This window comes from Streptomyces sp. LaBMicrA B280, assembly GCF_049222185.1.
Lineage (GTDB): Bacteria > Actinomycetota > Actinomycetes > Streptomycetales > Streptomycetaceae > Streptomyces > Streptomyces murinus.
Window position 1 is genome coordinate 383,056 of the sequence record NZ_JBMJCT010000022.1, and the last position, 12,272, is coordinate 395,327.

Annotated in this window: 11 protein-coding genes; 7 read left to right on the forward strand and 4 right to left on the reverse strand. The window is 72.5% G+C overall.

Annotated features, from left to right (window positions below):
- Window position 1: 1 nt before the first annotated feature.
- The 6 genes from ACLF5H_RS21080 (at window position 2) to ACLF5H_RS21105 (ending at window position 7,602) form a co-directional block, all read left to right on the forward strand.
- Window positions 2–1,981, forward strand: a complete 1,980-nt coding sequence (locus ACLF5H_RS21080; protein WP_421677557.1) for a condensation domain-containing protein — start codon at window positions 2–4, stop codon at window positions 1,979–1,981.
- Window positions 1,978–3,225 (forward strand): aminotransferase class I/II-fold pyridoxal phosphate-dependent enzyme, encoded by a 1,248-nt coding sequence (locus tag ACLF5H_RS21085; RefSeq protein ID WP_421677558.1) that lies wholly within the window; start codon window positions 1,978–1,980, stop codon window positions 3,223–3,225. Before ACLF5H_RS21080 ends, ACLF5H_RS21085 begins: the two co-directional genes overlap by 4 nt.
- 56 nt (window positions 3,226–3,281) lie before the next feature.
- On the forward strand, window positions 3,282–3,524 hold the full coding sequence (locus ACLF5H_RS21090; RefSeq protein ID WP_421677559.1) for an acyl carrier protein: 243 nt from the start codon (window positions 3,282–3,284) through the stop codon (window positions 3,522–3,524).
- Window positions 3,525–3,532: 8 nt separating this feature from the next.
- Window positions 3,533–4,294, forward strand: a complete 762-nt coding sequence (locus tag ACLF5H_RS21095; RefSeq protein WP_421677560.1) for an SDR family NAD(P)-dependent oxidoreductase — start codon at window positions 3,533–3,535, stop codon at window positions 4,292–4,294.
- Window positions 4,295–4,433: 139 nt separating this feature from the next.
- Complete coding sequence (locus tag ACLF5H_RS21100; RefSeq protein ID WP_421677561.1) at window positions 4,434–5,690, forward strand: MFS transporter; 1,257 nt, start codon at window positions 4,434–4,436, stop codon at window positions 5,688–5,690.
- 106 nt (window positions 5,691–5,796) lie between these two features.
- Window positions 5,797–7,602: a PQQ-binding-like beta-propeller repeat protein gene (locus ACLF5H_RS21105; protein ID WP_421677562.1), complete on the forward strand. Its 1,806-nt coding sequence runs from the start codon at window positions 5,797–5,799 to the stop codon at window positions 7,600–7,602.
- 60 nt (window positions 7,603–7,662) lie between these two features.
- Here the strand turns inward: ACLF5H_RS21105 and ACLF5H_RS21110 are convergent, their stop codons facing one another.
- Genes ACLF5H_RS21110 through ACLF5H_RS21125 form a run of 4 tightly spaced genes read right to left on the reverse strand, consistent with a single transcriptional unit; the run spans window position 7,663 to window position 10,983 of the window.
- Window positions 7,663–8,493, reverse strand: coding sequence for an energy-coupling factor ABC transporter ATP-binding protein (locus ACLF5H_RS21110; RefSeq protein WP_421677563.1), 831 nt, complete (start codon window positions 8,491–8,493; stop codon window positions 7,663–7,665).
- Window positions 8,490–9,395 (reverse strand): energy-coupling factor ABC transporter ATP-binding protein, encoded by a 906-nt coding sequence (locus ACLF5H_RS21115; RefSeq protein WP_421677564.1) that lies wholly within the window; start codon window positions 9,393–9,395, stop codon window positions 8,490–8,492. The genes ACLF5H_RS21110 and ACLF5H_RS21115 overlap by 4 nt, the downstream gene beginning before the upstream one ends.
- On the reverse strand, window positions 9,392–10,168 hold the full coding sequence (locus ACLF5H_RS21120) for an energy-coupling factor transporter transmembrane component T family protein (RefSeq protein ID WP_421677620.1): 777 nt from the start codon (window positions 10,166–10,168) through the stop codon (window positions 9,392–9,394). The genes ACLF5H_RS21115 and ACLF5H_RS21120 overlap by 4 nt, the downstream gene beginning before the upstream one ends.
- Before the next feature lie 5 nt (window positions 10,169–10,173).
- Window positions 10,174–10,983, reverse strand: coding sequence for a hypothetical protein (locus tag ACLF5H_RS21125; protein ID WP_421677565.1), 810 nt, complete (start codon window positions 10,981–10,983; stop codon window positions 10,174–10,176).
- Between the two features lie 293 nt (window positions 10,984–11,276).
- Between ACLF5H_RS21125 and ACLF5H_RS21130 the strand changes: the two genes are divergently transcribed.
- Complete coding sequence (locus tag ACLF5H_RS21130) at window positions 11,277–12,269, forward strand: thymidylate synthase (protein ID WP_421677566.1); 993 nt, start codon at window positions 11,277–11,279, stop codon at window positions 12,267–12,269.
- Window positions 12,270–12,272: the final 3 nt, after the last annotated feature.

Consider the following 12,272-nt stretch of genomic DNA (forward strand, 5'->3'; position numbering starts at 1 on the left):
CGTGAACCACGCTCCGCGACCGGCTCCGAGCCCCGCCACCGTCGTCCGCAGCGGACCGCTGAGCTGGGTCCAGCAGTGGCACTGGTACGAACGCACCATTCCCGCGCCACGGCGGGTGAACCCGACACCGCTCGCCGACCACTGCCACGTCCCGCCCCCGGCGACGATCGCCGACATCCACCGGGCGCTCGCCGCCCTCACCGCCCGCCACGAGGCGCTGCGCACCACGGTCGACCCGCTCCGCCCGGTGCAGTACGTCCACCGGGCGGACTGGGCCCCGCTGCCGGTCGACACCGCCGATGTCCCCGCCGCCTCCGCCGACGCCCTGGAGGCCGCCACGGCGGCGCTGGCCGCCCGCCCGATCGACCCCGAGCGCAATCCGCCCTGGCTCGCCCGGGTGCTGCTGACGGAGGGGAGGCCGCGCGCGGTCGTGCTGGCCGCCCACCATGTCGTGATCGACGGCTGGGGACTTGGGGTCCTGCTCGACCAGTTGCACGCCCTGCTGCGCGGCACCGGCACACCGGCGAAGACGCCCGCGCACCCGCCCATCACCGCGCACCCGCTCGACGCGGTCGGCGACCAGGACCCGGAACGCGCCCGCGCGGCGGAGCGGGAGTGGCTCACCCGCTTCGCGGACAATCCGACCTGCGTACTGGATCCGTTCGGCGGAAGTGACGACGGTGCGGGGCGCCACCGCCTCCAGCACCGCTCGGTGGCGGCGTACGACGACCTCGACCGCGTCGCCCGGCGCCATCGGGTCAGCCCGGAGATCGCCATGCTCGCCGTACTGGCCCACGATGTCGCCGCCCGCACCGGCGAACACCGGTTCCTCGCCTCGGTGGTGGTGTCCAACCGGGCCCGCGCCGCGCTGCGGGACAGCATCGGCGTCCGGGCCCTGACGGTCCCGGTACAGATCGATCTCCGTCCGGGCGCGGCGTTCGGCGAGGTGGCCGCCTCGGTCGCCGCCGCCTCCGCCGCGGCCTACCGGCACGGCCGGTGGCGCCCCGCCGAACTGGTCGCCGCCCAGGCGCGCCAGGACCGCCGCCGCGGTGCCGTGACCGTACCCACCATCGAGTACAACTGCTACTCCTGGCCACGCGACTACCTGGTCCCCGCGTCTGACACCCCGCCCGGCGGGGCCGCCACCTGGCTCAGCAGCGCGCCCGACGAGCCCTGCGACACGCTGTACGTCGACTTCAGCCGCGACGGCGGGGCCGTCACCCTGGATGTCACCGTCGGGGACCATCTGCTCGACGCGGGACAGGCCGCCGCGCTGCCCGTCCGGCTGTGCGCCTTCCTGCGCGGGCTCGCCGACGGCGAAGAGCGCGCGCTCCCGGCACGCCGGCTCACCCCGCCCGCCCCCGGCTGGTGGCGCGCCCCGCAAGGATGGGTGAGCCTGCCCAAGGTCGCGGACGTGGTGCGCGGCCACCCCGGAGTACTCGACGCGACGGTGACACCCGGCGGGGACGCCACCGCGCGGGGCGGCGCGCCACACCTCGTCGTACACGCCCGTACGGCCCCCGGTGTCACCCCCGGCGACCTGCACCGCCACATCCTGGACCACCTCGGCGACGCACCCGGCACCCTGGCCCCGGGCCGCTACGTCCTGTGCCAGGCCGCCCCCGGATCCGGCGCGCTCCCCGACCCGCCCCGCGCCACCACCGGCGGCCCGGAAACCCCGCGGGTCCCGTCCCGTCCGCCCGCGACGGACGCCGAACGGGCGCTGGCCGCCGCCGTGACCGCCGTCGGGGCCCCTGATCCGTCGGCCGCCGGCCGTGCCGCCGTGGACATGAACCGCTGCCTCGCCGACCACGGGATCACCCTGGTCGCCGTCCCCCGGCTGCTGGCGCTGCTGCACCGGTCCGGCTTCACCGGGATCGCGTCGGACGAACTGACCGGAACGGCCTCGCTCGGCCACCTCGCCGGGGCCCTTGAGCCCCTGCCGCCCCGCGCCCACCGTGGAGGAGAGATCTCGCCATGACCGCGTCCCACACCCCCGCACCGACCGTGGACCGCCTGGCCCCGTGGGCCTTCGCCGCCTTCGTCGAGGCGAACACCCATGACACCGCGTACCGCCCGCCGGTGGTGGACGGCCCCGTCGGACCCACCGTCGTCCGCGACGGCCGCGAACTGGTGAACTTCGCCAGCATCAGCTTCCTCGACCTGGAGCGGCACATCCCGGTCCAGCGCCATTTCGCCCAGGGGGCGCTCGCCCACGGACTGAGCACCAGCGGATCCCGGATGACACAGGGGATCTGCCGCCCGCACCAGGTGCTGGAGGAGACGATCGCCCGCCACACCGGCAAGGAACGGGCCATCAGCTTCGCCACCGGACTCCTGGCCAACATCGGCTTCGTCCACGCCATGAGCAGTTCCGCGCACTTCGACGCCGGGATCGAGGTGCACAACCACGACACGGTCTTCGTCGCCGACCGCGATGTCCACTGGAGCATCTGGAAGGGCCTCGAAGGACTCGGCTACGGCCGCAAGGCGCACGCCTTCCGGCACAACGACGTCGCCGACCTGGCACGCGTCCTGGACCGGGTCCGGGCCCCCAAGACCGTGGTGATCGCCGAGAGCATCTACTCGGCCGACGGCACCATGGGGCCCATCGTGGAGATCCTCGACGAGTGCGACCGGCACGGCGCCATCAGCATGATCGACGACGCGAACGGCTTCATGGTGTACGGGCCCGAGAACCGGCCCTACGCCGCGGAGGCGGCCGCGATCCGGGAGCGGGCCGACTTCGTCATGGTGTCACTGTCGAAGGCCATCGGTCTGGAGGGCGGCGCGATCGCCGGGCCCGCCGCGGCCATCGACGCCTTCGAACTGCTCTCCGGCACCTCGATGTTCACGGCCGCCATCCAGCCGCCCACCGCCTACGCCGCCCAGCACACCATCGACGCCCTCGCCGACGAACCGCGCATCGTCGACGACTACTTGGCGCACGCCGCCCGCCTCCGCCGGCAGATGCGCGAGGCCGGCACGCCCACGACACCGACCGAGTCGTACATGCTCTCCGTGCCGGTCGGGAGCGACGCCGCCGCCCTGCAGATGCGGGAGTGGTTCGTGCGGGACGGCTATCTCGTGCCCGTCTTCTCCTACCCGGCGGTCGCCCGCAACCAGGCGCTGCTGCGCCTGTTCCCGCACGCGGGCCACACCGAGGAACAGATGGAGGGCTTCCTGGACACCCTCCTCACCTACCGGCGACGCCTCGGGCTCTGACGCTCCCGCACCCACCACGGCCGACTCACGGCAACCCGCCCCAAGAAGGAGGAACCATGGCGAACGACGCCGACATTCTCGACTCCCTTGCGAAGATCGTCGAAGAGGTCGCGGGCATCGACCCCGCCGACGTGACCACCGAGAAGTCCTTCACCGACGACCTCGACATCGACTCCCTGTCGATGGTGGAGATCACCGTGGCGGCCGAGGACAAGTTCGAGGTGAAGTTCCCCGACGACCGGGCCGCGGAACTGAGGACCGTCGGCGACGTGGTGAGCTTCATCGCCACCCATCGGTGACCGGGACCATGAGCGTCCTCGATCGCTTCCGGCTCGACGGCCGCGTGGCCGTGATCACCGGCGCCTCCTCCGGACTGGGTGTCGCCTTCGCCACCGCGCTGGCGGAGGCCGGGGCCGACGTCGTGCTCGGGGCCCGGCGCGCCGAGCGGCTGGCGGCGGTGCGCACGGCCGTCGAGCAGCTCGGCCGCCGGGCCGTCGCGGTGCGCACCGACATCTCCAGGCCGCAGGACTGCCGTGCCCTGGTCGACGCGGCCGTGGGCGCCTTCGGGCGGCTGGACATCCTCGTCAACAACGCCGGGATCAGCGGCGAGAGACCCGCGGCGGAGGAGACGCCGGAACAGTTCCGCGAGGTCATCGACATCAATCTCAACGGCTCCTACTGGATGGCCCAGGCCGCGGGCGCGGTGATGCCGCCCGGCAGCGCCATCGTCAATGTGTCGAGCATCCTCGCGCTGGTCACCGGCGGTCTGCCGCAGGCCGCCTACTCGGCGTCGAAGGCCGGCCTCCTCGGCCTCACCCGCGACCTCGCCCAGCAGTGGACCCCCGGCCGGGGCATCCGCGTCAACGCCCTCGCACCGGGCTTCTTCCCCTCCGCGATGACCGACGAATACGCCGAGGGCTACCTCGACGCGATGCTGCCGCGGGTGCTCTCGGGCCGCGTCGGGCAGCCCGAGGAACTCGCCGCCGCCCTGGTCTTCCTCGTCTCCGACGCGGCGTCGTACATCACCGGCACCACCCTGACGGTCGACGGCGGCACACACATCGCGTAGGGACACCGGCGCGTTCCCTTCCCACAGGTGTCGATCGATGAGCGATACGGTCATGTCCGCCTCGGCGTGACCGGGCGCGGCCATGTCGCCGGAGCGTCGCGCGCAGGACCGATCCACTCGGCACCCCGGGGGGCAGAGCATGACGACGGAGCCGACGGCCCGTTCCCGTCCGCGCGGACCGCTGGGCGATCCGCACCTGCGCCGTCTGGTCGCGGGCCAGGGGCTGGCGGCCGTGGTCGACGCGCTGTTCCTCGTATGGCTCACGCTTTTCGTGCTCGAACTGTCGAAACCCGGGATCGTCACCGGGTTCGTCCTCGTGGCCGCGGCGCTGCCGCGAGCGGTTCTCCTGCTTCCCGCGGGCGTGATGGTCGACCGTCTCGGACCCGTGCGGGTCGTGGTCGGTGCCGCCTGGCTGCGGGTCGCCGTGCTGCTCGCCCTCGGTGCCGTCATCACCCTCGCCTCCCCGTCGGTGACGACGGTCGCGGTGATCGCCGCGCTGCTCGGCGTCGCCGACGCCGCGTACTTCCCGGCCGCCCTGGCGGTGCTGCCCGCCTTCGTGCCGGCCGAGCGGCTCTCCCGGGTCAACGCGCTGATCCAGGGCGCGGAGTCGGGGGGCGACCTGGTCGGGCCTGCCGTGGCCGCCGCGGCCGTCGCCGCGGTCGGGTTCGACGCGACGCTCGGTGGGATCTCGGCGATGGCGGTGCTCGCCGCCCTCGCCCTCAGCTCGCTCGCGCGCGTGGTACGACGCGGTGAACGCGCCGGGGGAGACGCCGTTCCCGGTGCCGTCGACGGTGAGCGGCTCGGCAGTGCGCGTGCTCTCGGGGCGGGCCTGGGATACACCTGGCGCGAGCCTCTGGTGCGGGCGATGCTGGCGGCCGTGGCCCTCATCAACATCGCGGTGGTGGGCCCGGTCCTCGTGGGTGGTGCGGTGCTCGCCGATCGGCGCCTCGGTGGCTCGGGGTCTCTCGGGGCGGTGCTCTCCGGTTTCGGCGCGGGCTCGCTGGCCGGGTCGCTGCTGGCCGGCTGGCGGCCGCCCGCCCGGCGTGGCTGGACCGTGGTGGGCGGGGTCGCGGCGATCGGCGCGGGTGTGGCGGGACTCGGTGTCGTCACCCATGTCGCCGCCGCGACGGCGGTCGCCTCGGTCGTGGGTCTCGGGTCCGCGTTTCTGGGGGTGGTGGTCGTGGCGACTTTGCAGGAGCGGGTGCCCGAGCGGCTGTTGGGCCGCGTCCTCAGCCTCGTCGTGCTGGCCACGGTGGCGCTGGACCCGTTCTCCTACGTCGTCGCCGGTCTGCTCCTGCCGTACGGCACGACGACGCTGTTCCTGGTCTGCGGCGGCGCCGTCCTCGCGTGCGCCGTCCTGGTCGCCACGAGCCCGACCGTCCGCTCCCTGCGCTGACCCACGCCGCCCGGTCCCGGGCCACAATTGTCCGTGCGGGTCCTAACGCCCCCGTTCCTGACGGGAGTTGGGACTGACAGGCGCCGGGCGACTGGAGAGGGCGGACATGGCGAGGAACAGGGACCAGCGGGAGCGCGGCGCCGCGCGCCGCCGCCTGGCCGAGGAGCGCGGGTGGACCTACACGGACCGGCACCCCGAACGCATGCGCCTGTGCGCGGGGTTGCCCGGCATCGACGCCGAGAAGGCGACGGCCCTGGACATGGTGAGCGGCACCCTGGACGGTCACCGGTTCAGTGTCGTCGACTGCGTCCCCGACGGCGATCCCTCGGCCGGCCGTACCGTGTACCTCGTCCGATTGCCCACCGTACTGCCGCTGGTCGCGGTGAGCCGGCACTCACTGGGCGTGGACACGATGGTCCCGCTGCTCAAGCGGCTCGTCACCGAGCGTCCGGACCGCCATCTGTACGAGATCGGTGAACCGGTCTACGACGCCCACCATGTGGTGGAGTGCGCGGACCCGCGGACGGCGGCACGGCTGCTCACCCCGGCGGTGCGCGAGTTCGCCGACGACCGCCGCTGGCTGGAGTGGCGGGTGGACGGCGGCCACCTCGTCCACGCGGCGCCCCCGGGACCGCGCGGGGCGCCGGACGACACCCAGGCGATCCTGCTCCAACTCCGGTCATTGGTCGACCTGGTGGAGATCATGGACCCCGGGCTGTGGGGCGAGTCGGTGGACACGAGCCCCGGCACCGGCGACGGCCGTGCGGTGGCGCGGAACGCCCCGGACGACGCCGGGCCCGGGACGGCGGCGGCCACCCGCGGACCGTCCGCCATGGTCCACGGCGGCCCGGCCCACACCGGCGTCTATCCGGAGGGCACCCTGCCGCCCGGCTTCGAGGCATGGAGCGTCCGGCTGCCCGGCGCCGTCGTCGCCCCGCCGGTCGTCTGCGCGGGCACGGTGTACGTCAACTGCTGCGACGGCCGCTGCTACGCGCTGGACGCGGTGACGGGCGCGGCCCGCTGGTCCTTCGACGCGATCGGTGCCCTGAAGACCACACCGGCGGTCGCCGACGGGACGGTGTACATCGTCGGCGAGTCCGGTGTGCTGCACGCGATCGACGCCGCGGACGGACAGGAGCGGCGGCAGCAGCGGGTGGGCCACTCGGGCGCGCCGGTGGTCTGCGACGGTCTGCTCTACGTCGTGCACCACCCGGCCGACCTGCTGCACGACGCCTCCCGGATCCGCGCGCTGGACGCGGCGACCGGCGACGAGCGCTGGGCGCGGCGGTTGCCCGACGGGTCGGCCGCCGCGGCGGCGGTGGCCGACGGCCGGGTCCATGTGCAGGGCGCGGGGGGCCAGTTGACCGCCTTCGACGCGGTGAGCGGCGAGGAGCTGTGGCATCAGGGGGCCACCGCGGGCCAGTTGAGCTGCTGCACCCCGAGCGTCGCGGCAGGCATGGTCTGCGCGGGCACCGGGGCGGGCCGGTGCCACGCGTACGACGCCGTCACCGGCGAGCGGTTGTGGGAAGCACCGGCGGCCGGTGTGGTCGACCACACCCCGGCGCTGACCGAGGGCCTGGTCCTCGTGGGCGACAGCCACAGCGGCCTGCACGCGGTGGCCGCCGCCGACGGCGAGCACGTGTGGCATCTGCCGGATCCCTACGGCGCCTCCTCCCCGGCGGTCTGCGGCTCCTCCGGCTGGATCGTCGGGGCCAAGTACGGGCGTGGCCTGTTCAAGATCGGCCTGAGCGACGGCAAGGTCCGGTGGCGGCAGCGTCTCGACGGCCGCGGCACCCGCCCCGTCTACGCCGACGGGGTCGTCCACCTCGGCACGCACGCCGGTACGGTGCTCGCGCTGAACGCCGAGACCGGCCGCAGACCTCACCGGTCGCGGCGGGGGACACGGGTCTGAGCGTACGGAACGGAAGCGGGTGACCGCCCGGGTGCGCCCGCGTCGCCGCGCGGGCGGTGGTCAGCCGCCCGGCGGAACCGGCGCGGGGTCGGCCCCGGCGGACAGGCGGTCCAGGAAGCCCGCCACGGTCGTCACCGGTCCCTCCCAGCCCAGTCGGCGGCCGAGCCGTGTCATCTGGGGCAGTTCCAGGCTCTCGTCCGCCGTGTCGGCGACATGCTCCGGCCAGTGGGCGACCGGGCCGTCCCAGGCGACCCGGCCGTTCGCCAGGACGATCACGCGGTCGAAGTGCTCCACGCAGAAGTCCATGTCATGGGTGATGGCGAGGACGGTCCGGCCGTCGGCGGCCAGGCTGTCGACCAGGTTCCCCAGCAGGACGATCGAGGCGTGGTCCTGACCGGTCGTCGGCTCGTCGAGGACGACGACCGGGGTGTCCATGGCCAGGACCGAGGCGAGGGCGACCCGCTTGCGTTCGCCGAGCGACAAGTGATGGGGGTGGGTGTCGCGGGCCTCCGTGAGGCCCGTCCGCCGCAGGGCCGACTCGACCAGCTCCGCGCGGCGTGCGGCCGGGAAGCGCAGGTTGCGCGGCCCGAATCCCACCTCCTTGACGACGCTCGCCGCGTGCAGCTGGTCGTCCGGGTTCTGGAAGACGAATCCCACGGTGCGGGCGAGTTCGGCGATGCCGAGCCCGTCGGTCCGTCGGCCGTCGATCTTGATGGTTCCGGAGGCCGGGCGCTCTATGCCGACGAGGTGACGTGCGAGGGTGCTCTTGCCCGCGCCGTTGGCACCGACGACCGCCACCCGTTCACCGGCCCCGACACCGAAGGACACCCCGTCCAGGGCCGTGGTGCCGTTGGGGTAGCGGAACGTCAGGGAATCGATCCGTATGATCATCGCCGGTCTCCTCGGTCTCCTCGGTCTCCTCGGTCTCCTCGGTCTCCTCGGTCGAGGCGGGCCGCCGTCTCGGCGAATCCCTCGGCGGCGGCGTCGAGGGTCACCGGCAGCGGCTTCCGGTCCGGCCAGAGCCGCCGGGCCGCGGCACGGCGCGCGGCCACCGTGTAGCGCAGCGGTGAGACCCCCCATTCCGCCAGCCGTTCGTCCGCCAGTACCTCACCGGGCGGGCCCTGCGCCACGATCGCTCCCCGGTCGAGGACCAGCACGCGGTCGGCCGCGCGGGCCAGGCGTTCCATGCGGTGTTCGATCAGCAGCACGGTCACGCCCTGCTCCTTGAGGGTGCCGAGCGCGTCGAAGACCAGCGCGTTCCCGGCCGCGTCGAGCTGCGAGGTCGGTTCGTCGAGCACCATGACGGTCGGCCGCATGACCAGGATCGATCCGATGGCCAGCAGTTGCTGCTGACCGCCCGACAGTTCGTACGGCGACCGGTCGCGCACCCCGGTGAGTCCGAGGTCGTCCAGGACGGGGTCGATCCGGGCCGCCATCTCGTCCCGCGGGACGCCGAGGTTCTCCAGGCCGAAGGCGATCTCCTCGCGTACCGAGAAGCGGGCGCCGGATATCTGGTTGAACGGATTCTGCATGACCAGCCCGACCTCGCCGACCAGTCCCGACAGCGGTGTTTCGGCCAGGTCCCTGCCGTTGACCCGGACCACTCCCTCCGCCGTACCGCCGGTGAGATGGGGAACGGTGCCGCTCACCACGCCGGCCAGGGTGCTCTTGCCCGCGCCGCCGCCGCCCACCACCGCGCACAGTTCGCGCGGGGCGACCTCGAAGGCGACATCGGTGAGGGCCGGCCGGGAGCCGGTGGGATAGGTGAAGGAGAAACCCTTGACTTCGATCAACGCAGTACTCCCCAGACGTTCACGGTGACCGCGGCCGCGGCGCAGAGCAGCATCGCGGCGCGGAGGCGGCGCTGTACCCCGCTGTCGGGGACCTCGGTGAGGCTCGTGGGACGGCGGGTGGCGCCAAAGCCCCGGGTCTCCATCGCGGCGGCGCGTTCGCCCACGTCGGTGAAGGCGCCGAGGATCAGCGGGCCCATCAGCGGTACCAGCGCCCGCGCCCGGCCGCGCAGCCCGTGGATCACCTGCCCGCGTGCCTGCTGGGCATGGAGGATGCGTGTGGCCCGGCGGTTGAGCGCCGGCACGATCTGAAGCGCCGCCGACACGATGTAGATGAGGCTCGGCGACACGTTGCGTTCGCTCAGGGCGCTCATGAACGCGCCGGCGTGGGTGGTGAGGAGCAGAAGGAAGAACCCGCTCATCAGCACCAGGATGTGCAGCGCCGTCTGAAGGGCGAAGGAGACGCCCTCGCTCTTCAGCTCCAGCGGGCCGAGCCGGGCGATCACATCGTGGGCGCCGGGAAGAAAGAATCCCTGGATCAGGAACAGGACCACGGCCACCGGAACCCAGAACGTGGCGAGCAGGAGGAGGAATCGGCGTAACACTCCCGCGCCGATCGCGACCGGAAGGAGGAGGGCGGCGAAGAGCAGCAAGGGCCACCGGTAATCCACCACGGCGAAAGCGCAGACGGTCACGGTGACGGCGAAGGCGAGTTTCGTCAGGGGATTGAGCCGGTGAATCCCGGAAACGCCCCCCGTGTGGGTTGTGTCCTGCATGGCGTTCACGCCGCCCTCACCAACTCGGCCCGCGGCGCCAGGACGTGCCGGTCGCGGACGAACGGGAAGCGGTGCAGGAATCCCGGTGGCAGGCCCTTGAGAATGGCCATCGCGAGCACCACCGTCAGCGCCTTGTCGAGCGGATCGGCCACCAGCCCTTGCAGGGTGGCCGCCTTGAGCATGCCGTTCCCGAACGCCTGGAAGGTCGCGATGAGCGCGGACTGGCCCACCGATCCGCTGGCGTTGCCGAAGACGAAGGCGGTGATGGGGGCGGAGATGACGCCCGCGACCACTCCGATCAAGCCACCGGCGAGCACCGCGGTGGGCAGCCGCCGGAACATCCCGGCGCGGGCCAGCACGCCCGCGGTGAAGCCGATCATGGCCGCCGTCACGGCGTACGGCAGGGCGCCGGGTGTGATCGTCATGCCCACGATGACACTGGCCAGCGCCCCGGTGGCGGCCCCGGCGGCGGGCCCCGCGACCACTCCCACCAGCACGGTGCCGATGGAGTCCAGTTGCAGGGGAAGGCCGCTGAAATAGACGATCTTGCCCATCACGATGTTCACCGTGATGGCCACGGGTAACAGGGCCACGGTGGTGGGAGGCAGCCGGGCCACCGCGCCGGAGACGATCAGCAGGGCGCCGAGCGTGTAACCCACCAGCGCCAGCAGTGCGATCGGGCCACCCACGCCGTGCTTCGAGGTGGGGTGGACGGCGATGAGCCCCGCGTAGGTCACGAGCACCACGCCGGTGCCCCACCCGATGCGCCATCGCTCGTTCAGCCATGGCGGGGCGGAGCGATTGAAACCAGCCATTGTTTGACCTCATTCGGACCGGCGGCCAGGTAATTACCGGAAATTCAAGCGCGCACACTAGCAGGGCCTCTCCAATGCGTGTCAACGCTCGGTGACTTTACCGATTCCTGGGCAACCGGGGAGGCGGCCGGAGACTGTAACTCGCTTATCCAGGGGGTTGGTTGACAATGATCGGGTGGCTGGTGTGGGATCGCTCGGGTAGCTGGCCAACAGGTCACGATGGTTTGTCCGGGTTGACGTGAGGTGAACTCTTCGCAATCTCTCGGGCAGCTCTCAGAATTAAGGAACGTGGCATGGATGTTTTCCGTTCTTTTGCTGATGCCTATACGTCCGGCCTCCAGGCGGTCCTCGACGAGGGAAGCGACATCGCCTCGGTCCGTGACCCGCTCTCCAAGGCGTCCGACTTCGGCCGCAACGACCGTCCCTACCGCGAAGTCATCGCCCACCGCAGCACGATCGAGAACCCGACGTCCTGTCTCGCCGTCACCCCGCACCTGCCGGTGAACCTCTCCTACTGTTTCGGTCTGCTCGCCTGGTCGCTCGACGGGCGCAACGACGTGGAGACCCCCGCGTACTACCGCCGCGGCGCCCATGAGTACTCGGACGACCAACACACCCTCAGCGGCGCCTTCGGCCACCGGCTCATCACGGCCAACGGCAACCAGCTGGAGGAGGTCGTCGGCCGCATCGAGCGCGACCCCGCCCACCGCCGTGCCTTCGCCCTGGTCCTGGAGCCGCAGGACAACTTCCGGCAGTCGCGGGAATACCCCTGCGCCGTGGGCGTGCACCTCTTCCTGCGGGACGGGGCCCTCGTATGGCTCACCGTGATGCGCGCCCAGCAGGCGCTGACCGTCCTGCCGTACGACGCCTTCCTGTTCATGGGCCTGCAGCAGTACGCCGCCGGTCTGCTCGGCGTGCCCGCCGGCCGGTACATCCACCAGGCCGGCACGTTCCACTTCTACGAGAACGAGACGGCGCTCGCCCGGAAGATCGCGGACGACCCGGCGGTCCCCGCCTCCCTGCCCGCCTTCCCCACCACCCCGGAGGGCGCCCGCGAGGCGGCGCGGGAACTCGTCGACCTCGAATCCCGGCTCCGTCAGGCGGCCCAGGCCAAGGACACCGCCGCGGTCGACAAGATAGCCGCGACACCGGCCGTCACCGACTACGCGGACGTGGCCCGCGCCTGCCTGGCCACCCACGCCTACCGCAAGCTCGGCGACAGCACCTCCCTGGTGACCAGCCGCGCGGCCGAACCCGCCGTGGCCGAGCTGATCTCGTCGATCTGATCA

Coding starts and splice junctions, on each gene's coding strand:
- ACLF5H_RS21085 (WP_421677558.1), top strand. CDS start 1,978: ATGACCGCGTCCCACACCCCCGCACCGACCGTGGACCGCCTGGCCCCG.
- ACLF5H_RS21090 (WP_421677559.1), top strand. CDS start 3,282: ATGGCGAACGACGCCGACATTCTCGACTCCCTTGCGAAGATCGTCGAA.
- ACLF5H_RS21095 (WP_421677560.1), top strand. CDS start 3,533: ATGAGCGTCCTCGATCGCTTCCGGCTCGACGGCCGCGTGGCCGTGATC.
- ACLF5H_RS21100 (WP_421677561.1), top strand. CDS start 4,434: ATGACGACGGAGCCGACGGCCCGTTCCCGTCCGCGCGGACCGCTGGGC.
- ACLF5H_RS21105 (WP_421677562.1), top strand. CDS start 5,797: ATGGCGAGGAACAGGGACCAGCGGGAGCGCGGCGCCGCGCGCCGCCGC.
- ACLF5H_RS21110 (WP_421677563.1), bottom strand. CDS start 8,493: ATGATCATACGGATCGATTCCCTGACGTTCCGCTACCCCAACGGCACC.
- ACLF5H_RS21120 (WP_421677620.1), bottom strand. CDS start 10,168: ATGCAGGACACAACCCACACGGGGGGCGTTTCCGGGATTCACCGGCTC.
- ACLF5H_RS21125 (WP_421677565.1), bottom strand. CDS start 10,983: ATGGCTGGTTTCAATCGCTCCGCCCCGCCATGGCTGAACGAGCGATGG.
- ACLF5H_RS21130 (WP_421677566.1), top strand. CDS start 11,277: ATGGATGTTTTCCGTTCTTTTGCTGATGCCTATACGTCCGGCCTCCAG.